The sequence below is a fragment of the Francisella sp. SYW-9 genome (genome assembly GCF_008711465.1).
In the GTDB taxonomy this organism is placed as follows: Bacteria; Pseudomonadota; Gammaproteobacteria; order Francisellales; family Francisellaceae; genus Francisella.
Genome location: NZ_VXKQ01000005.1, coordinates 107177 through 127914, shown reverse-complemented (window position 1 = coordinate 127914; position 20738 = coordinate 107177). Strand labels below are relative to the sequence as shown.

The window sequence follows — 20738 nt, the reverse complement described above, 5'->3', positions numbered from 1 at the left end:
TATTTTAACAAATTTTAATTTTATGAGAACTATTAGAGGTTTTTTTGCTGAAATTTCACAAAACACAAAAAATCTTTCAATATCAGGAGAATATTATAACTATTTTAAAAATGTTCTCAGACTTAAAAAAAACGACATAGTTGAACTATTTAACAACTCAGACGGTATTCAATATCAGACAAAGATATTTGATATAAATAATAAAAATATTGATCTTGAAGTAATTTCTTCAAAAGAGATAGACAATGAAAATAGTTACAATATAAACTTATACCAATCACTTATTAAAAATGAAAATTTTGAGCTTGTTATTCAAAAAGCTACTGAGCTAGGAGTAAATAACATATATCCTATTATCACAGAGTATACAAATCACAAGTTTGATAAAAAAGGTTTTGATAAAAAATTAGAAAGATGGAATAAAATAGCAATCTCTGCAACAGAACAATGCGGTCGTGTTTTTATTCCAAAAATACATACTCCTATGAATCTAGCTGATATAAACATAAATAAAGATGTCTTGAACTTCACACTCTGTCCATACTCTAAAACTATACAAAACTTTGAGTCTCAAGTAAAAAACTCACATAAATTTAATATATTTATTGGACCTGAAGGTGGATTTAGCAAATCTGAAGTAAGTTATTTTAAAGAAAATAATTTTTCTATGATAAATCTTGGCAAAAGAATATTAAAAGCCGAAACAGCTCCTATAAATATAATTTCAATAATCAACTTTATCAAGCAATGAATTTAAAGCTAGGAGCAACGACTACACAATCTCATAATTTTGAATTAATAATCTTTTAATAGTCAGATACTGTATACTATTTATCTTAATATATAATCCAATTTTATTTCAATAAGATATTTTTTTGCTAAAATAACTTTTAATAATTAATTTTGTTTTTTTATCATGAGTAAATTTTCTAAAAAGACTTGGTTGTCTAACTATCCTGAGAGTACACCTAAAGATATAGAGCCAAACATATACACTGTTTTAGATTTATATGAAAAGGCAATACTTCAATATCCATATAGAGATGCAGTATCTTGCCATGATGTAAATCTATCTTTTACACAACTTGACGATCTGGCGACAAAGGTAGCTAGTTTCCTACAAAATGATCTAGGAGTTGAAAAAGGAGATAGAGTCGCGATAGTTTTACCAAACTGCTTACAATTTACTGTTAGCTTATTTGCATGTATTAAAATTGGTGCAGTATTTGTTAATACTAACCCTCTTTACAAGGCTGATGAGTTAGAAGCTATTTTTAACAACTGTAATGTAAAGGTGGCTATTGTAATGGATATGTTTGCCCATCATATTCAAAAAGCTAGGATAAGCATTAGCTCATTAGAAAATGTTATTGTGACAAATATTGCTGATTTATACCCTTTTCCTAAGAAACAAGTTATAGGGCTAGTATCAAAGCATTTAATAAAAGATAAGCCTAAATATAATAAAAATACATTTATCCAATTTACAAAAGCTCTAAAGGCAGATAAAAAGCTATATAAGAAACCAAATATCTCTAAAGAAAATATTTTATGTTTACAGTACTCTAGTGGTACTACAGGTCAGCCTAAAGGTGCAATTCTGACTCATGATAATGTTGCTTCAAATATTCAGCAAGTTTGGGCTTGGATTAAACAAGATGTAAATATATATGAACAAGTACTAATCACAGCGCTTCCTCTTTACCATATATTTTCACTTAGTGCTAACTTATTTTGTTTCTTCTTTGCTGGAGCTAAAAATGTCCTAATCCCAAATGCTCGAGACATTAAAGATCTAATAAAAACTATGTCAAAAAATGAATTTACTATTTTTCATGGTTTAAATACTCTTTATATGGCAATGCTAGATCACCCTGACTTTGACAAAATTAACAAGACAAAATATAAGCATTCTTTAAGTGGAGGAATGCCTATATCTCGTAAAGTTTATCTACAGTGGCTAGATAGAACTGGTGTGGAACTTAAAGAAGGCTATGGTATGACCGAAATGTCTCCTGCAATATCTTTAAACAAATTTAGTGAATTTGAAGATGATTATTTTGGCACATGTGGTTACCCTATTCCAGGTACCGAGTTAAGTATTAGAAATATAGAGACTTCTGAAGAGATAGATGAATGTTTCAAAGAAGGAGAAGTTTGGCTTAAAGGTCCTCAAAAATGTCAAGGATTTTGGAATGATGAAAAAAACAATGAGTTATATTTTTCTGAAGATGGCTGGTTAAAAACTGGCGATATTGGCTATATTGATAAAAAAGGGCGCCTAACAATTTCTGATAGAATCAAAAATATGATTATTGTATCTGGATTTAATGTCTATCCTCGTGAAATAGAAATATGTATTCTAAAATTAGAAGATATTAAAGAAGTTGCCATTACAGGCGTAGAGTCTAAAACATCTGGAGAAAGAGCTATTGCTTTTATTTCTCTAGAAAAAAATTCTAAATTAACTGAAAAAGATATTATTAATCACTGTAGAGAAAAATTAGCAAGCTATAAAGTTCCAAAGACTTGTATCTTTGTAAGTACTTTACCTAAAAATAATACTGGAAAAATTGATATTAAGAAACTTAAGAACGACTTTTTATAAATTAAATTTCTTTATTTGAAAAGTACTGTTTTGGTGTTTTACCAAAAGCTCGCCGAAACATTGCAATAAAGTTACTAGATGAGGCATAGCCTAAAGAGTCTGAAACTTCTGTAACCGAGATATCTTGTGCTAACATATCTAAACCATGTGCTAATTGGGCCTGTTGACGCCAACGAGAGAAACTAAGTCCAGTTTCAGTTAAAAAAGCTCTTCTTAAAGTTCGTGGGGACATAGCTCCAAAAGATGCCCATTGTTCTAAACTTTTATTAAGAGATGGATCATCAATTATCGCATTTGCAACTTTAATTAATCTACTTGATTTGGGCATTGGTAAATGTAGAGCTTCTTCAGGTGCGCGTCTAATTTCGTTACAGATTATTGTTGCAATATATTCCTGCTCTTCATTTAAAGATTGCTGTTTATCCCACTCAACCGCTCTTAAAGCTAATGCTCTGAGCACCATACTCATTGGAATAACACGAGAAGTATCTGGTAAAGTCTCACAAATACTAGGCAATATAAAAATAACCCAACCACGAACAATACCGCTAATACGTATTTTATGCGAAGTATTTGGAGGCACCCACCCTGCTCTATTTGAAGGTAAAACCCATGAGCCATTTGGAGTACTTACATGTACAAGACCACTCTCGACACAAAATATTTTTCCACGCGAATGGTGATGCCAATCTGTTTCTTTAGTATTTATCTGATTTTCACTTTCTGGAGAATTACCTCCCTTTATTGCAATGATTGATGGTCCATCTAGCCAGTCACCAATCGAGAGTATTTCTGTATCAGAATAACTTTGACCACTTTTCAATACTTTTTGTCCCTATAATGTTATAATACATAGCTTAAATTGTGCAATAATTCTAAAATAAATTAAATACCTAAAATATTTTTTTACTTTAGCTGCTTTATAATAGCTAAAGTTATATTTTTAAAGGAATTAAAAATACTTTCAAATTATGCAAACAAATACAACTAATGCAACAGGATTTTGGAGCCAAAAAAGGTCTATAGTTGCAATAGCTATAAGCTTACTTGCGCTAGCTGAAATTGTAGATTTAACTATTGTTGCAGTTGCAATACCTCAAATTATGGGGGCCATTGGTGCCAATGTTGAAACAATAGCCAATGTTACAACAGTTTATATTGTTACTGCAGCAATCTTTATATTACTATCCGGGCTTGTGATAGAGAAATATGGCATTAAACGAGTTGCTTTAATATCTTCTGTTATTTTTGGTGTTTCATCGATTATGTGTGGACTATCAACATCTTTAACAGAAATGATTATTTTTAGAGCTTTTCAAGGCTTAGGAGGCGCATTTTTACCATCTGTTGCTCAAACCTATATTTCAACAAATTTTAAAAATCAAGAATATAATAAGATGATGACTGTATATAGTATGGTGATCGTTATGGGCCCAATAGTTGGGCCTGTCTTAGGAGGTGCAATTTGTGAAAACATGTCATGGGAGTGGATATTCTATGTAAACGTTCCTCTTTGTCTAATAGCCTTTGTTATAATTGCATTTATGATGGAAACTACCAAAATTAAGAAGATCAAAATAGACTATATTAGCTTTGGATTTATGGCTATTGGTGTAGGTTGTTTAGAGTTTTTTATAGATAATGGTAATACAGATGGTTGGTTTGATTCTATTAAGATAATAATCTTACTTGCTATATCAATAGTTTCACTAAGCTTTTTCATATGGAGAGGACTAATTTACTCATCTGTTGTTAAATTTAGAATTTTTAGAAATATGAACTTTGTCATAGCTTGCTTCTTATGCTTTATGTTTGTGCTTTTATTTTCAGCTGCAATGGCATACCTACCGACAATGCTACAGCAAGTATATGGCTATCCAGTCGATTTAGCAGGCTATATCACAGCACCAAGAGGTGTTGCTGCGGTTATTGGAGCTGGACTAACACAAGCAATCTTAGTAAAAAAACTAGGTGTTAGAAAAACAATTAGTTTAGGAATGATAGTATTTGGGATATCTTGTTTAATGCAAGCTAACTTCTCTGCTACTGCAAGTGAGTTTGATATTATTTTAACAACTGCTATTCAAGGCTTTGGAATGATGATGTTCTTTATCCCATTTATGAGTGTCCTTGTTGTAGGTGTTGCTGATGAAGATATGGGCGACATGTCTGGATCATTTAACTTCTTTAGAAACTTTGGCAGCTCTGTTGGTACAGCTTTTGTTGCAACATTTATATCAAGAAACCAACAAACAACATATCAAGAGTTATCACAGAATATATCTTCACTAAATCAAAATTTTCAATCTTGGGCTCATACTTTAACTATGCCTGAGACATCTACTGTTGCTATTGCAAAACAGCAGATAATGCATCAAAGTAGTTTATTAAGCTACATTAATTCATTTTATGTTGTTGGTATAATGAGCCTAATTCTGGCTATTGTACCATTTTTATTAAAAGAACCACCTAAAGATGCTCCTGTTCCAGTAATGCATTAAAATTATTATAGGATTAATTAGAATGTCAGAAGAAAATTTACAACAACCACAAATAGAAAACACAAAGAAAGAATCTAAGTTTTCTCCTAAAAAAATAATTATTGGCTGTACAGTTATAGTACTAGTAGCCTTAGGTATATATGGATACTATAAGTATAATAAGATTTTCCCAAGTACAGATAATGCTTATGTAAGCGCTGATGTTATTAGAATATCACCTAAAGTTGGTGGCTATATAGAAAAAGTATATGTGCAAAATAACCAATTCGTACATAAAGGGGATAAACTAGTCCAGATTGAACCAAATGACTATCAACTACAAGTATCTCAAGCTAATTCAAAAGTTATCCAAGCAAAAGGTCAACTATTTGTAGCACAAGAACAAGTCGGCTTTGCAAGATCTAACTTAGTTAAAGTAAAAGCCTCTCTAGATACCGCTGTAAAGATGGCAAATAGATATGTTAAGTTGTATAAAGAAGACGCTGGCTCATTACAAGATGCTCAAAAATATATTGATCAAAAGATTCAAGCAGAAAAAGCAAAAGATCAAGCTGCATCATCTCTAAAACAGGCTTTAATTCAAGTAGAAATAGCAAAAGCCCAAGTGGGTGCTGCAAAAGATAATTATAGAAATGCTAATCTAAATCTTAGTTATACAACTCTAAGAGCTCCTGCTGATGGCTATGTTTCAAATATGAAGCTATATAAAGGACAACTTGTTTCACCAGGACAATCATTGTTTGGATTTATTGATAATCAAAAATGGTGGATTGATGCTAACTTTAAAGAAACAGACTTAAATAGAATTAAGCCAGGGCAAAAGGTTGAAGTTGAACTTGATATGTATAGTCATACTTATGAAGGTAAGGTAGATAGTATTAGTTATGCTACTGGATCAGTATTTTCACTACTTCCTCCAGAAAATGCTACAGGAAATTGGGTAAAAGTTACGCAACGTTTCCCTGTGAAAATTGCAATGAAGAATGACCCTAGCTATCCACTTAGAGTCGGTGCAAGTGCAACTGTAAAAATAGACACATTATAGGCAAACAAATATGATTAAAAGAAATATATTTCGTACAGCCCTAGTTGCTACTATTATAATAACTTCAAGCTGTAGCTTTTTTAATCCAAAGTATGAAAAACCTAAAGTAAAAGCTCCAGCCCTTTGGAATAGTCAAAGCAAATCTGCGGGTGAAATCAGTAAAAACTGGGATTTAACACAAATCGCTTGGTGGAGAGAGTTTGATGATCCAACATTAAATAATCTTGTAACAACTGCATTAAAAGATAATAATAAAATTCAAGTTGCTATTGGTAATGTACTGCAAGCTCAAGCTGAAGTAAACAAAGCTGACTATGGTTGGTTACCTACTGCAAGTGTTGGTGGTGGTGGCTTTATTGCCCAAACATTTGATACTACATCTAATGTAAGTATACCAAATGTAAGTACTCCAAGTTCTTCGCTTTTTGGTGGCTCTGTGGCTGGAATTATTCCTAGTTACACAATTAATATTGTCAGACAGTTCCAACTAGGTAAAATTGCTAGATTTAGTGAAAAATCACAAAAAAATGTTATAAATGCAACTCGCTTAACAATAATCACTCAAGTTACAGGAGCATATTTTTCTTTAATAACCGCAAAAGAGCAATTACAACTTCAAAAACAGCTTGTTGATAAAATGCAAGTTTTATACTACTATGCAGAGCGTCAACATCAATTAGGAGCTAGTTCTCCTTTACTACCCGAGTTGATAAAACAACAATTAGAAATTCAAAAAGGTAAAATTGCTACGATAAAAAATGATATTACTCATTTTAATAATACTCTTAAGATTTTAACTGGTAGAAATCCAGGGCAGATAAATACAACAAGAACTCTTGATCAGATAAATGCTGATATCAAGAACCCTGTTAACTTGCCTTCACAAGTATTAGAAAATCGTCCAGATATAGCTATTGCAGAGTATAAGTTGAAAATTGCTAATGCTAATATAGGTCTAGCAAGATCACAATTCTTCCCAAGTATAGATCTAACTGGTACGTTTGGTAATGCAACTTTAGCTCTTGGTCAATTAGCCACATTAAATGCATGGGCATGGGCCGCTGAAGCCGTTGCAGCTGTACCGATCTTTAACTTAAGTATTATGGCAGATAGTGATAAAGCTAAGTCTCAATTCTATCAAGCCTACTATGACTATATTAATACTTTACAAAAAGCATTTGAAGATGTTGATAATGATCTATCAAAAAGAGTTGCTGATAAGAAAAACTATGATAGACAAATAATGTCACTTGAATCGACAAGAAAGCAAGAAAGAATCCTTAGAAAGAAATACCAATTAGGAGCTATAAGTAAAGCGCAATATTTAGGTATTTATTTAAATGTCCTTAACCAACAAATGCAAGCTAATCAAGCTAAACTAAGCTCTTTAATTAGCATTTCAAACTTATATCAATCTTTAGGTGCTGGATATAATGTTGATAATTATGACAAACCTCATATGAATAACCCTGCTTTTTCTAAATAAAATAATATCTTATAAAAGTTTATCTTCAAACAATGATATAATAATCGCTATAATATGAAATCTAATTATAATTCCAATGATAGATTGTGAATTTATGCTTAAAAAGACTGGCAAAATAACTAGACTTACAAACAAAACATTTCAATTTGATGATAATATATCAACAGGCTTTTACTCCGCAAAATATTTTATAAAGACTCAGAAAATACTTAAGAATTCTTCTGATATTATTTTAATGCAATTTTTCCAACGCCATAATAAGACTATACTTTGTGGAGTTGATGAATCACTAGCTTTGATTGAAAAATTTGCCCTAAACTGTGATGATTTAGAAATAAAAGCTCTTAATGATGGCGATGAAGTTTCTGCATTTGAACCTGTACTAACAATAAAGGGAAAGTATAAAAACTTTGGCTTTCTTGAAGGAATAATTGATGGTATTTTAGCTAGAAGAACAAGTATAGCCACAAATGCTTACCTATATAATGAACTTCTTAATAAAGATCAAGAAATTATATTTATGGGTGATCGCGAAGATATTTATCTGACTCAACCAGGTGATGGATATGCTGCAAATATTGGTGGCATAACTAAAGTTGCTACAGATGCTATGGGAGCATGGACTGGTCAATTAGGTATGGGAACTATGCCTCATGCACTAATACAAAGCTTTGATGGTAACCTTATAGATGCCTGCCAAGCATATGTTGATGCATTTCCTAAAGAACCTCTTATTGCCTTAGTTGATTATAATAACGATGTCATAACAGACTCTCTAGCTGTAGCTAAGAAATTTGGTAATAAATTATTTGCCGTTAGAGTTGATACATCTCCTAATATGATTGATAAATATTTCCTAGAAAATTCTACTATAAAAAAAACCATTGATTGTAGGGGTGTAAATCTAGAGCTTATAAAAGCTTTAAGAAAATCTTTTGATACTGAAGGGTTTCAACATGTCAAAATTATTGCATCAGGAAATTTTGACTATAATAAAGTAAAAAAATTTAACGATGAAAATACACCTGTAGATATATTTGGTATTGGAAGTGCTTTATTAAAAGTGAATATTGGCTTTACCGGAGATTGTGTTGAGCTAAATAATAATCCTCAAGCTAAAGTAGGTAGAAAGAAAATTAATTCTGATAGATTAAATTTAGTAAAATAAGTAAAGGATATAAAATGAACATTGTTAAAAATTTTGAAGTAGGTAATTATTCAAAAAAAATTGTAAAGTGGATAAAAGAAAGTTGTTTAAACTATCCTGCTGAAGGTTTTGTGATTGGTATAAGCGGAGGTATAGATTCAGCTGTAGCTGCTTGTTTAGCTACTAAGACTAATCTACCAGTAACAGCTTTAATAATGCCTTCAAAAAATAATCAAGACCAAGATATGCATGATGCCATAGAGCTTATAAATAAATTAAATATTCCTCATCATATAGTTCCTATTCAACCAGCATTTGAGACTTTTTTAGACTCTACACAAGCTTTTACAAACTCTGATAACAATCGTCAACATGTAATAAAAGGTAATGCCCAAGCACGCTTTAGAATGATGTATTTATATGCTTATGCCCAACAAAACAATCGTATTGTAATTGGTACAGATAATGCTTGTGAATGGTATATGGGATACTTTACAAAATTTGGCGATGGCGCAGCAGATATTCTTCCTTTAGTTAAGCTTAAAAAGTCTCAAGTTTTTGAGCTTGGTAAATATTTAGAAGTCCCTCAAAATATTTTAGATAAAGCTCCTTCTGCAGGATTATGGCAAGGTCAAACTGACGAGGATGAAATGGGTGTTACATATGCTGAAATTGATGATTTCTTAGATGGTAAAGAAGTCTCTGAAAAAGCTTTAGAAAGAATAAGCTTTTGGCATAATCGTAGCCATCATAAGAGAATCCCTGCTCTTACGCCAAACTTTGACTAAGATAATCTGAGAAAAATTTAAATATTATAAAATTTAATGGAATAAACTCTTTATGAATAAACTCTTTGGTAACGAATTTGCATCATATAAAGTAGAGCTAATTGCAGGTCTATCAACATTCTTAACAATGATTTATATCATCATTGTTAATACAAAAATTTTAAGCCAAACAGGTATGCCTGCTAATGCCATAGTCACTAGTACAGTTATGATTTCTGCTTTATCTTCAATAGCTATGGGATTATATGCAAAAAACCCTTATGCTGTAGCTCCAGCAATGGGTATGAATGTCTTTTTTACATATACTATTGTTGATATTTGGCATATCCCTTGGCAAACAGCTTTGGGGACAGTTTTTTGGTCTGGAGTAATCTTTGCATTACTTGCTATCTTTAATATCCGAGCAAAAATCTTGGATGCGATCCCTGTTGGAGTAAAAAATGGTATAGGTGCTGGGATTGGTGTTTTTGTTGCATTAGTTGGCTTTTTTAATGCTGGGTTTATTGAAAAGTCTCCATCTTCCCTACTAGAAATAGCTCCTATTTCTATCCAGACCGGAATCTTTATTATTTGTCTGTTCTTACTAATTATCCTAACTTGTAGAAAAGTTAAAACAGCAATGTTGATTATGATTTTTGTTGGATGCTTGTTATCTCTACCTTTTGGTAGAATAATAGGAACTGATACTGTTATGGAAATTCCTAAACATTTCTTTTCTATGCCTGACTTTTCGCTATTTTTCTCTATAGATTGGTTAGGAAGTCTAAAAATAGCAACAATACCCGCGATCTTTTCTTTCTTATTTATAAATATTTTTGATAGCACTGGTACAATTGTTGGTTTAGCTAGTGTAGCAAATACTCTAGACAAGGATGGTAATCCTATCAGAATGAGAGAGTCTTTACTTGTAGATTCTTTTTCATCTTTGTTTTCTGGGTTATTTGGTACATCTCCATCTTCTGTATATGTTGAGTCTGCAGTTGGTATTTCTATCGGAGGTAAAAGTGGACTAGTTGCAATAACAGTGGGAATATTATTTTTACCATTTTTATTTCTATCTCCTATTGTAGAAATGGTACCGATGTTTGTTGTTGCTCCAGCATTAGTTATTATTGGTAGTCATATGCTTTCTTCTGTTAGATTTATAGAGTGGGATGATCTTTCTCAGACTATACCAGCATTTTTAACTATCGTACTAATGCCTCTGACTCTATCTATTTCTCAAGGCATCATATGGGGAATGCTAAGCTGGTTAGTAATATCTCTAGCCACAAAAAAATATAATTTTAATATAATTACTCTAGCAATCTGCTTCTGTTGTTTTTTAATGATGTGTGAATCAATGAGCATATTCTAATTAAATCTATATAATCTTAAAATTCAAACTTATCATATCACTACAACTAAGAATGAAAGGAAAATATACATATTACAAATGTTAAATTAAACACTCTTTTGTCACAGCAATAAAAAGCGTTTAACGTAGTATCCACTAAATTATGTCTGTAACTAGTCGATTTTAATACTAAAGTTGAAAAAAAGATAAAAAACTAGCTAATGAAAAAGACTGTTAAGCAAATAGTCTTTCAAGGAGTATGTTAAAAAATGCAATAAAATAAAACGAAATAATTATAGGATCTATCAATGTCTCAAAATTCTCAACAGATGTTGCTAAATTTAAAATATTCGCTATCGATTTAAATCATAGAAGTCTAGATATGAATAATAAGCTTATTGATACTGCTAAAAATGGTATAGAGATCCTGGGTATAAACACTATTGCTTTGAGCCATTTGAAAACTTATTCCCACATACTTTTCATCTTCTAGCCGTAGAATATGACTTTAGTATTTATTATAAATTTTTATAGACTATAGCTTAACTATCATCTCTTTATTATTCTTATGATAACCGCCTTTTTTAAGATAAATAAAGACTCCTAATAAGCCTACCAAACCACAAACTATGCCTACCATAGCAGGGCCTAAGAAGTGATATTTTGTTAATGTGATAATTGTTGTACTTATTAGTGGAGCAATACCTCCTACTACTGCAAAAGCTAAATTATAACTTAAGCCAACACCTGATAATCTCACATCCGTTGGGAAAAGATCACATAATAAGAATATAAAGCTCGCTGCAATTAAGGAATAAAACAGCATAATAACAATTGAAGTTATTATAATGTAGAAAACTGTGCCAAAGCAACTCATCAAATAAAATATTGGTAGAGAACTAATAACAACAAGTATAGCCCCTGCTGCAAACATTTTAGCTATACCAACTTTATCCGAAAAATAACCAAATATAAAAGTAAAGCAAGTGAGAACTAGAACACTAGGGGTTAAAATTAGAGAAATCTGTCCAGAATTATAATTAACTAAAATATCTTCAACAAATCTATGCATATATAAAGTTAACATCACGCCACCAAAAGCAACTATAATAACTATACATATCCCAGCAAAAAGATTAGCTCCATAGGTAGATACTAAAGAACTAAAAGAGTGTCTTTTCTGATTATCAATATTTTCAAACTCTGGAGTTTCATGAAGATTTCTACGTACATAATAGCCTACAAAACCTAATAAGCCGCCTATTATAAATCCTGCTCTCCAAGCGTAGCTACCAAAAAGATGCTCTAATGCAAAACCTACAAAGTCAGAAAATAAGAATCCTCCAGTTACAAATGTAAATAATATTGCTGTAGCAAAACCTATCCTACCCTTTACAGACTCATACACTATAACATATGCTCCAGGCAATTCACCACCTAAGGCTATTCCTTGTAATATACGTAAGACTACAAAAGCAAAACTAGCAAATAGCCCCCACTGAGCATAGCCTGGCATTAACCCCATACATAATGAGCAACTTCCCATTAATAATATTGTAAATAAAAGTAATCTTCTTCGACCTATCAAATCTCCAATTATACCAAGTATAGTTCCTGCGAAAGGTCTTACTAAATATGCTATTGAAAATATTAGTATGGTTAAAAAAGCTTTAATTGTTGGGTTGGTAATTTCTGCAAAAAAAGTTGCTGATATTTCCTTAGAGAAAATCATATATAAAACAAAATCATAGAACTCTAAAATTGCTCCTATTCCTGCCAACAAAATTACATTTCTACTATCCTTATCATACATTTTTTATAATTCCTCAATTTAATATTTTAAACATCATACAAACTTTTCTTTTAATTTAGAAGAGTATTTGAAAAACATACATTACAATCTATATTTTTAGATAAGGTATATTTTTTTAGTTCTATATTTCTTAAATCATATGTATATAAAGTAGAATCTAAAAAATTATCTCTATTTAGCAAAAAATTACTAGCAATATTAACTAACATCATACCCTCTAACCCTGCTGTAACACCTAATACTCCAACTTTTTGACTATTTGTTAGTTGATTCATCTTTGGATATAAACAATTCAAACATGCTGCATGATTATTTATATTAAAGATCCCTGCTTGAAAATTAAGTCCCTGAACGCCTCCAGATAGCAAAGTAACTTTATTTGCTATAGAAAGCTTATTTAATAAGACTTTAGTTTCAAAGTTATCACTTGTATCTATAATCAAATCAAATTCACGAATATTAAGCTCAGAAGAATTTTCTAGTGTTAATCTATCTGTAATAGTATTTATATGTATATATGGGTTTAACTTTTCTAGCTTATTTTTAGCTATAGTTGCTTTAGATTCACCTATGCTATCAATATCAAATAACACTTGCCTATGTAAATTTGAAAAGCTTACAACATCATTATCAACTATTGTTAATGAACCTATTCCTAGACCAGCTAAATAAGTAGCAACAGGTGATCCTACACCTCCTACTCCTATAAGCAAAATAGATGATTCTTTTAACTTTATCTGACTCTCAACTCCAAAATCTTTTAACATCAACTGTCTTGTATAATAGTCATGCTCTTGCTGTGATAATTTTTCATTTAGATTCATATATTACTACCTTAAAAACTTCACTATTTCTTCTAACTTATTATCTGAAATTTCATCTACTAAACTAACTACAGAAATACCATCAACCCCAATATTTTTTATATCATTTAAATGCTCTTGTTTAATACCTCCAATTGCAACTAGAGGTACATCTAATATATATAACCATTGATGAATCTTACTCAAACCTTGAGGCTTAAATTTCATTTGCTTTGTTGTTGTAGGATAAATAGGTCCTAAAGCTATATAACTAGGATTAATGGCTAAGGCTATCGCTAACTCATAGTAATCATGAGTACTTAATCCTAAAGCTATACTTGATTTACTAATTTTAAATAAAGTCTCACTATCTGAGTAAAATAACTTAAGTAGATCTTCATGGCCTAGATGTATACCAAAAGCATTATGCTTAATAGCAAGCTGATAATGATCATTTATAAAAAGCTGTAACTGATATTTATTTTGATACTCAATAGCTTTTACAATATTTTTCTCTACATACACAGTATCTTTTGACTTAATTCTAAGTTGGATTGTTTTGACGCCTAGCTTAGCTAAACGAGGAATTTTATCAGCATCATCAACTATTGGATAAAAGCCAACTTTATTAATTGATCTAAACTTTAAATTAGAAAAAGGCTTATCAAAATAAATCCTCGGAAAATCACTATTAAAGCTAAAAGAATCTTTAATAGCTAAATGATTTGCTCCTATAGTTATTCTTTGAGAGTTTTTAATAGCATTAGTGATATATGCTTTAGCTAAGACTAAAGAATTATTAATATCAAACCCCAACACTAAAAAGCTTGCAATAGCACTTGATAATGCACAGCCTGTACCTCTAATTCTAGTATTTACTTTATATTTTGATGAAACTAAACTATAGTTAAAATCATTATTACTACAATAAAAATCAATACAGATATTCTTCTCTATACTATGTCCTCCTTTGAGAAAAACATTCTTACAGTGATACTTTTTCTGTAGTGCTTTGGCTATATTATCAGGACTTCCCAAAACTGAAAAATCTATATCTCCTAGTAATATCTTTGCTTCATCTAAATTCGGTGTCAAAATATCTGCTAAAGGATATAAATTTAATCTAGCATACTCAATAACATCTCTTGAAACTAGCTGTTTCCCTGTTGTTGAAAACATTATAGGATCACAGATATAAATAACTTCTTTAAATGTTTTTATAAAGTTTATAAGTATATCAACCTGCTCGATTGAGACTAAAACAGAACTTTTAATAACTTTAATATGAAAATCATCTACAATTGCATTGAGCTGTTGTGAAAAGCTCTTTGCACTAACTTCTTGAATATCTAAAATAGTCATAGAGTTTTGAGCTGTAACACAACTAATAACTGTAGTTATATTTACGCCAATATCACTAGCAATCTTAATGTCTGCTTGGATTCCCGCACCAGATGAGCTATCTGAGCCCCCTATTGTTAAAAAAATACCTTTCATGAGATTTAATCCTGATGCCAAAATGGAGTTTCAAACAAGCTTGTTGAAGGTGAAGATAGTTCTCTTTCTATCATTCTCTTTGATTTAAAGGCTTCCCTTCCAGACTCTATTGCAAGTTTAAATGCACTAGCCATAAGTATAGGATCACCAGCTAATGCGACCGCACTATTTAATAAAACCCCATCATAACCCATCTCCATAACCTCACAAGCTTGAGATGGAACACCTATACCCGCATCAACTATTAGTTCAATATCACTAAAACGCTCTCTTAATACTTTTAATGCATATGGATTAACAAGTCCCTTACCACTTCCTATTGGAGCAGCCCAAGGCATCAATACTTTACATCCCACATCCACTAAATATTTAGCAACTACTAAGTCATCTGTAGTATAAGGTAAAACATAAAAGCCTCTTTTTATAAGCTCTTTAGATGCCTTAACTAGCTCTATAGTATCTGGCTGAAGATTATAATCATCTCCTATAACTTCAACCTTTATAAAATTTGTTTCAAAAACCTCTCGAGATACCTCTGCTATTTCTATTGCTTCATTAGCATTCCTACATCCAGCTGTATTAGGTAAAAATTCACATCCAATTTGATTTAATTTATTCCAAAATTGATTTTGTGAATTTCCATTTGTAACTGATTTTTTTAAAGATACTGTTAGCAATTGTGACTCTGATTGACAGATAGCTTTGAGCATTACATCAAGATTTGGATATAATGCCGTACCAAGGATAAATCGCGAACTAAACTTTTCACCATATAAATCTAACATTAGCTTATCCTCCCTGCATTGGTTGTATAGTCATAACGCTATCATTATCATTTAAAAAAGTGCTAGCATAACTATCTTTAGCAACAAACTTACTATTCAGCATTACAGCAAAACATTGCTGCTGAAACTCTTGCTGTTTTAGCAACTCTTCAATATTTAAGCTATTTTCTAATTCTAATTTTTTTTGATTAAAAATAATCTGCATTTTTACCTCTAAAAAATATTAATTTGTTGTATTACCTTATTAGCTAATGCTGGAGCAAATAAATATCCATGCCTTGATAGCCCATTTAAATATGTAACCTTTCCAAGATTCTTCAATATAGGCACATCATCACTACTTACTGGACGAACGTTGGTTAATGTTTTTATAATTCGAGCCTCAGCAAACCGTTTATCTATTATCATTAGTGAACTAAGTAGCTCTAAAACACCTTGGACTGAAATTTTAGAATAATCTTGACTCTCAATTGATGTAGCTCCTATATAAAAAATACCATTACCTCTTGGGATCAGATAAATAGAGTGGTGTGGATGTAATAATCTAATTACACTATTTAACTTAATATTATTAGCCTTTATGACTAAAGCTTCGCCTCTAGATCCATATAAATTATTTAGTTGATTATTCGGAAAACCAATACAGTCAAATACCTGTTGATAGCTTTCATCAAGCTCTTTTACATAAAAATCTTCTTTAGATAACACTAAAGTTTTTATATTTTTGTACTCTTTAAAAAGCTGCTCAGACAACTTAAAAAACTCTGGCACATTGACTAAAGCTTCTTTAAGTTTTATTACATTATCACTAATACTATTAGATAGACATATTCCTAGCTCTTTAGAAAGGATGTTTTGCTTATCACAAGTCTTAAAATCTTCTCGTACTGTTTGATGTGATGTTTTAGATAACTTATCAACCCTTAAATCAATATTTCTAATCGCAAGATCTAACTCATATCTATCTTGGTTATGCGCTATTACATAGGTATTTGCTTCTTTTACAAATATATCTGTAATATTTAACTGTTTATTAATAAAACTATTTAAACTGCTCCATAGTTTATAACTATTATGCCCTATCTCATAAGCATGCTTCTCACATGTAATAAGCTCAGATAAAGGAGATAGCATTCCTCCAGCACAATAACTACAACTATGCTTATAGCTAGAGCTTTTATCATATATATCGATCTGCAGCTCAGGATAAGTCTTAGCTAAAGATATTGCCAAGACTCGACCCATAACACCAGATCCAATAATTGCTACTTTACTCATTTGTATGTTCTAGATTTTTAAGATCTTGAGAAAGCTTCATAGAGCAAAAGCTAGGCCCACACATAGAACAAAAATGTGCAAATTTATGCCCTTCTTTTGGTAATGTTTGATCGTGAAAATATCTAGCTTTCTCAGGATCTAGACCTAAATTAAACTGATCATCCCATCTAAACTCAAATCTTGCTTTTGATAAGGCATTATCTCTAATCTGGGCTCCTGGAAAACCTTTAGCAAGATCAGCAGCATGTGCTGCTAGTTTATAAGTAACAATCCCCTCTCTAACATCATCTTTATTTGGCAATCCAAGATGTTCTTTGGGTGTTACATAACATAACATAGCTGTTCCATACCAAGCTATTTGTGCAGCACCTATCGCAGATGTAATATGATCATACCCTGGTGCTATATCTGTAACTAATGGACCTAAAGTATAAAATGGTGCTTCAAAACAATCTTTTAACTCATAATCCATATTTTCTTTGATAAGTTGCATTGGTACATGTCCTGGACCTTCTATCATAACTTGCACATCATGCTGCCAAGCAATTTTAGTCAACTCCCCCAGAGTTCTTAGTTCAGATAATTGAGCACTATCATTTGCATCATTTATAGACCCAGGTCGAAGCCCATCACCAAGTGAGAAACTTACATCATATGTTTTCATGATCTCACAAATCTCTTCAAAATGTGTATATAAAAAGTTTTCTTGATTATGATGTAAGCACCATTTAGCTAGGATTGATCCACCTCGTGAAACAATACCTGTAATTCGGTTACTAGCTAGTGTTACAAATGCTTTTCTAACTCCTGCATGGATTGTAAAATAGCTTACTCCTTGTTCAGCTTGCTCAATCAATGTATCTCTATAGATCTCCCAAGTTAGATCTTCAACTTTACCATTAACCTTCTCCAAAGCTTGATAGATCGGAACTGTACCTACTGGTACTGGGCTGTTTCTGATAATCCATTCGCGGGTTTGATGGATATGCTTCCCTGTTGAGAGATCCATTACAGTATCAGCACCCCACTTTATGGATATCACCATTTTTTCAACTTCTTCTAACATTGATGATGTCACTGCTGATGTACCAATATTTGCATTAACTTTAACTAAAAAGTTTCTACCTATAATCATAGGCTCTAACTCGGGGTGATTAATATTTGCTGGAATAATAGCTCTACCTGCGGCTATCTCATCTCGAACAAACTCTGGAGTGATTTCTTTTTGAATATTTGCACCAAATGATATTCCTTGATGTTGGTTTTTATACTCACTATCAAGGTGAAGATTTGCTCTTAGGATATTTTCCCTCATTGCAACATAATACATCTCAGGTGTTATGATGCCCTTTCTTGCATAATGCATTTGTGATACGTTCTTGCCAGCTTTCGCTTTAAAAGGGATATGTCTATTTTTAAAATTCAACTTTTCTTCTTTAAACTGAGAATTTGTGTATTTTGAAGAAAAACTATTTAATTGATCTATATCTTTATTTTGCTTAAGCCACTCTAGTCTATGTCTACTCAAGCCTTTTTCTATATCAACTGGTGTTTCTGAAGAATACTCCCCAGAAGTATCATATATGAAGATATCAGGATTTTTATTAATATTTCCATTTATGTCAGTGTCAGTTTGTTTAATCTTTCTAAATGGAACTTTTATTAGCTTATTTGGATATTCAATATAACATTTCTCAGAGCTAAAATATTCTATAGATAGCGTTGATTTTTGTGTATTAGTTTGAATATCTTGATTTTTAGAGTTATTCATTTTCATCTCCTATTTTATCAATTCAAACTAGTATAGGTAGATGAGTATTAAGAATATAATTGATACAACTATAGATACAAATAGTTATAATCAAAATCAAATTACACTTCCTACACTAGTATTAACTAGATCAGGTTCAAAGGGTTAGAAAAAATCCTCTCAGCATAGCCCAAATAAACTATGCACCCCTGTGCTTCAAAACTAAAGTAAATATTATATCCATGACTATGTCAAGAATCTAAATGGAAAAACTATAAAAAAACTTATCAAGAATCTAAATTAACTATTTCAAGATATTGCATCTGTGTCTGTAAAAACATCTCGCCCACAGACTTAAATTTTACAGGGATATCTGTAACGTAAAATCGATATTCTGCATCTAGTTGAGATGTATTTTGAATCTTTTTATCAATGAGTAAATCTTTCAAAATTTTACTAGCTTGCTGAGAAGGATCTATTAAATCAACATTTAAAATATCTGATATACTTTGCTTGATAATAGGATAATGCGTACAGCCTAAAATAAGTGCTTGAATATCTTTATCATTAAAATACTCAAGGTACTGCTTTGCAACTAATTCAACTATTTGTCCTTCAATAAAGCCTTCTTCTATCATTGATACAAAAAGACCACAAGGTGTACTATAAACTCCTGTTTCAGGATTATTTTTATGAATCTGCAAAGCATATGCATTACTATTTATTGTTGCTGGTGTCGCAATAACACCTACGGCATTTAGATCACTAACTAAGCTGACTCCTGCACTTATGACATCGATAACTGGAATGTCTTTAGCAATATCCTGAACAATATCTTTAGCAAGTGCAGATATTGTATTACAGGCTATTATTATAGCTTTAACTTCTTGAGCAATCAGAAACCTTGCCGTTTGAGCCGCAAACTTTTGAATAGTTGCTCGTGATTTAGTGCCATAGGGAATCCTCGCAATATCGCCAAAATAAATAATATTTTCATTTGGTAATATCTCCATTAGGTTTTTAACTACTGTTAACCCTCCAATCCCAGAGTCAAATACACCTATAGGCCTGTTATTTTGCATTACTTTTTCTCAAGCTTTCTAATGATTTTCTTACGTGAGCGAGATGGCATTTTCTCAAGATATTCTTCTTTTGCCTTAATGAAAGGTAATAGATTTTTCAAAGATAGTACTGCTTGGTTTGCATCATCTGCAATAAAATTCTCACTCAATTGAGCATCATCATTTGCAAAGATAACAATAGTTACAACAGGTATACCTTTTATATAGATCCTTTGCTTATACAAATATGTTTGTAATACTTTTTTTTGAGCAAAAGTTTGTCTAATCGGGTTCTTTATGGTTTTTGCATACACTTTATTATTCTGTGAAGTCTTTGAGACTTGCCATCTCTCAGCCATATTCTCAACTTGAATGTAACCGCGATTATTTTTCACCTCAACAATATATATACCTTTACGTGATATTGCGATAAAGTCTAATTCACGATTTCCTACAGTCGATTTTTGATCTGGTAAAATAACTCTATTAAACAAGACAAAGTTATTATCTAACTTCTTTAGCTCATCTAAAACAGTTGTTTCACCTTCTGCTCCAGAAATAATAATATCGACAGGATTATCATCTTTTGTTATCAAAAAGAAAAATACAAACAGTATAACTCCCAAAGTTAAAGCTATTTGTAAAGACTGTGCTACAAACTCAACATTACCTAAATATAAATCAACTCCAACGATTAAGCCACAAAGTATAATCGATGAATATAAGCTCTTTCTTGCCCTGATCAAGTAGTTTCTTAACCTTGCCCAAGTAAAACGCAAAAAAAGCCGATCTTTTTTTAACTTACTTTCTATCGCCATAATATAATAATTACTTCTTCTT

At 31.4% G+C, this 20738-nt stretch carries 18 protein-coding genes and 1 riboswitch; of the genes, 8 read left to right on the top strand and 10 right to left on the bottom strand.

The genetic code is table 11. The features are described from left to right. Positions 1–22 precede the first annotated feature (22 nt). The gene (locus F3D62_RS01605) at positions 23–751 is read left to right on the top strand and encodes a 16S rRNA (uracil(1498)-N(3))-methyltransferase (protein WP_150466507.1); all 729 of its coding nucleotides are present in this window, start codon (positions 23–25) and stop codon (positions 749–751) included. A gap of 165 nt (positions 752–916) precedes the next feature. Continuing rightward, entirely contained in the window at positions 917–2608 is a 1692-nt protein-coding gene (locus F3D62_RS01600) for a long-chain-fatty-acid--CoA ligase (protein ID WP_150466506.1), read from the top strand. A 1-nt stretch (position 2609) separates the two neighbouring features. On the opposite strand, the gene F3D62_RS01595 is transcribed toward F3D62_RS01600, so the two are convergent. Further along, the gene (locus F3D62_RS01595; protein WP_150466505.1) at positions 2610–3431 is read right to left on the bottom strand and encodes an AraC family transcriptional regulator; all 822 of its coding nucleotides are present in this window, start codon (positions 3429–3431) and stop codon (positions 2610–2612) included. Between the two features lie 148 nt (positions 3432–3579). Between F3D62_RS01595 and F3D62_RS01590 the strand changes: the two genes are divergently transcribed. The 6 genes from F3D62_RS01590 (at position 3580) to F3D62_RS01565 (ending at position 10932) form a co-directional block, all read left to right on the top strand. Beyond that, positions 3580–5109, top strand: coding sequence for an MDR family MFS transporter (locus tag F3D62_RS01590; protein WP_150466504.1), 1530 nt, complete (start codon positions 3580–3582; stop codon positions 5107–5109). Positions 5110–5131: 22 nt separating this feature from the next. Continuing rightward, a complete protein-coding gene (locus F3D62_RS01585; protein ID WP_150466503.1) occupies positions 5132–6154 on the top strand; it encodes an HlyD family secretion protein in 1023 nt (340 codons plus the stop codon). 10 nt (positions 6155–6164) lie between these two features. Continuing rightward, positions 6165–7640 (top strand): TolC family protein, encoded by a 1476-nt coding sequence (locus F3D62_RS01580; RefSeq protein WP_150466502.1) that lies wholly within the window; start codon positions 6165–6167, stop codon positions 7638–7640. A 94-nt stretch (positions 7641–7734) separates the two neighbouring features. After that, positions 7735–8808 (top strand): nicotinate phosphoribosyltransferase, encoded by a 1074-nt coding sequence (locus tag F3D62_RS01575; protein WP_224732614.1) that lies wholly within the window; start codon positions 7735–7737, stop codon positions 8806–8808. A 14-nt stretch (positions 8809–8822) separates the two neighbouring features. Continuing rightward, complete coding sequence (gene nadE / locus F3D62_RS01570) at positions 8823–9575, top strand: NAD(+) synthase (protein WP_150466500.1); 753 nt, start codon at positions 8823–8825, stop codon at positions 9573–9575. A 52-nt stretch (positions 9576–9627) separates the two neighbouring features. After that, a complete protein-coding gene (locus tag F3D62_RS01565) occupies positions 9628–10932 on the top strand; it encodes an NCS2 family permease (protein ID WP_150466499.1) in 1305 nt (434 codons plus the stop codon). Positions 10933–11446: 514 nt separating this feature from the next. Here the strand turns inward: F3D62_RS01565 and F3D62_RS01560 are convergent. From F3D62_RS01560 to F3D62_RS01520, 9 genes are all read right to left on the bottom strand, one after another. Beyond that, positions 11447–12724 carry an MFS transporter gene (locus F3D62_RS01560; protein ID WP_150466498.1) on the bottom strand — a complete coding sequence of 426 codons (1278 nt, stop codon included), beginning with the start codon at positions 12722–12724 and terminating at the stop codon, positions 11447–11449. Between the two features lie 50 nt (positions 12725–12774). Then, positions 12775–13548, bottom strand: coding sequence for a HesA/MoeB/ThiF family protein (locus tag F3D62_RS01555; RefSeq protein WP_150466497.1), 774 nt, complete (start codon positions 13546–13548; stop codon positions 12775–12777). Positions 13549–13554: 6 nt separating this feature from the next. Beyond that, the gene (locus F3D62_RS01550) at positions 13555–15024 is read right to left on the bottom strand and encodes a bifunctional hydroxymethylpyrimidine kinase/phosphomethylpyrimidine kinase (protein WP_150466496.1); all 1470 of its coding nucleotides are present in this window, start codon (positions 15022–15024) and stop codon (positions 13555–13557) included. 5 nt (positions 15025–15029) lie between these two features. Next, positions 15030–15809 (bottom strand): thiazole synthase, encoded by a 780-nt coding sequence (locus F3D62_RS01545; protein WP_150466495.1) that lies wholly within the window; start codon positions 15807–15809, stop codon positions 15030–15032. A gap of 4 nt (positions 15810–15813) precedes the next feature. Beyond that, positions 15814–16014: a sulfur carrier protein ThiS gene (gene thiS / locus F3D62_RS01540; RefSeq protein WP_150466494.1), complete on the bottom strand. Its 201-nt coding sequence runs from the start codon at positions 16012–16014 to the stop codon at positions 15814–15816. An 8-nt stretch (positions 16015–16022) separates the two neighbouring features. Next, complete coding sequence (locus F3D62_RS01535; RefSeq protein WP_150466493.1) at positions 16023–17087, bottom strand: FAD-dependent oxidoreductase; 1065 nt, start codon at positions 17085–17087, stop codon at positions 16023–16025. Next, the gene (gene thiC, locus F3D62_RS01530) at positions 17080–18858 is read right to left on the bottom strand and encodes a phosphomethylpyrimidine synthase ThiC (RefSeq protein WP_150466492.1); all 1779 of its coding nucleotides are present in this window, start codon (positions 18856–18858) and stop codon (positions 17080–17082) included. The genes F3D62_RS01535 and thiC overlap by 8 nt, the downstream gene beginning before the upstream one ends. Positions 18859–18948: 90 nt before the next feature. Then, a riboswitch (TPP riboswitch) is annotated at positions 18949–19058 on the bottom strand. A gap of 66 nt (positions 19059–19124) precedes the next feature. Further along, positions 19125–19919: a glutamate racemase gene (gene murI, locus F3D62_RS01525; protein ID WP_150466491.1), complete on the bottom strand. Its 795-nt coding sequence runs from the start codon at positions 19917–19919 to the stop codon at positions 19125–19127. Next, entirely contained in the window at positions 19919–20716 is a 798-nt protein-coding gene (locus F3D62_RS01520) for a nuclease-related domain-containing protein (RefSeq protein ID WP_150466490.1), read from the bottom strand. Before F3D62_RS01520 ends, murI begins: the two co-directional genes overlap by 1 nt. Between the last annotated feature and the right edge of the window lie 22 nt (positions 20717–20738).

Bases quoted from the DNA above. Each gene is read 5' to 3' on its own strand.
- F3D62_RS01605 (WP_150466507.1), top strand. From the start codon at position 23: ATGAGAACTATTAGAGGTTTTTTTGCTGAAATTTCACAAAACACAAAA.
- F3D62_RS01600 (WP_150466506.1), top strand. From the start codon at position 917: ATGAGTAAATTTTCTAAAAAGACTTGGTTGTCTAACTATCCTGAGAGT.
- F3D62_RS01590 (WP_150466504.1), top strand. From the start codon at position 3,580: ATGCAAACAAATACAACTAATGCAACAGGATTTTGGAGCCAAAAAAGG.
- F3D62_RS01585 (WP_150466503.1), top strand. From the start codon at position 5,132: ATGTCAGAAGAAAATTTACAACAACCACAAATAGAAAACACAAAGAAA.
- F3D62_RS01580 (WP_150466502.1), top strand. From the start codon at position 6,165: ATGATTAAAAGAAATATATTTCGTACAGCCCTAGTTGCTACTATTATA.
- F3D62_RS01575 (WP_224732614.1), top strand. From the start codon at position 7,735: ATGCTTAAAAAGACTGGCAAAATAACTAGACTTACAAACAAAACATTT.
- nadE (WP_150466500.1), top strand. From the start codon at position 8,823: ATGAACATTGTTAAAAATTTTGAAGTAGGTAATTATTCAAAAAAAATT.
- F3D62_RS01565 (WP_150466499.1), top strand. From the start codon at position 9,628: ATGAATAAACTCTTTGGTAACGAATTTGCATCATATAAAGTAGAGCTA.
- F3D62_RS01560 (WP_150466498.1), bottom strand. From the start codon at position 12,724: ATGTATGATAAGGATAGTAGAAATGTAATTTTGTTGGCAGGAATAGGA.
- F3D62_RS01555 (WP_150466497.1), bottom strand. From the start codon at position 13,548: ATGAATCTAAATGAAAAATTATCACAGCAAGAGCATGACTATTATACA.
- F3D62_RS01550 (WP_150466496.1), bottom strand. From the start codon at position 15,024: ATGAAAGGTATTTTTTTAACAATAGGGGGCTCAGATAGCTCATCTGGT.
- F3D62_RS01545 (WP_150466495.1), bottom strand. From the start codon at position 15,809: ATGTTAGATTTATATGGTGAAAAGTTTAGTTCGCGATTTATCCTTGGT.
- thiS (WP_150466494.1), bottom strand. From the start codon at position 16,014: ATGCAGATTATTTTTAATCAAAAAAAATTAGAATTAGAAAATAGCTTA.
- F3D62_RS01535 (WP_150466493.1), bottom strand. From the start codon at position 17,087: ATGAGTAAAGTAGCAATTATTGGATCTGGTGTTATGGGTCGAGTCTTG.
- thiC (WP_150466492.1), bottom strand. From the start codon at position 18,858: ATGAATAACTCTAAAAATCAAGATATTCAAACTAATACACAAAAATCA.
- murI (WP_150466491.1), bottom strand. From the start codon at position 19,919: ATGCAAAATAACAGGCCTATAGGTGTATTTGACTCTGGGATTGGAGGG.
- F3D62_RS01520 (WP_150466490.1), bottom strand. From the start codon at position 20,716: ATGGCGATAGAAAGTAAGTTAAAAAAAGATCGGCTTTTTTTGCGTTTT.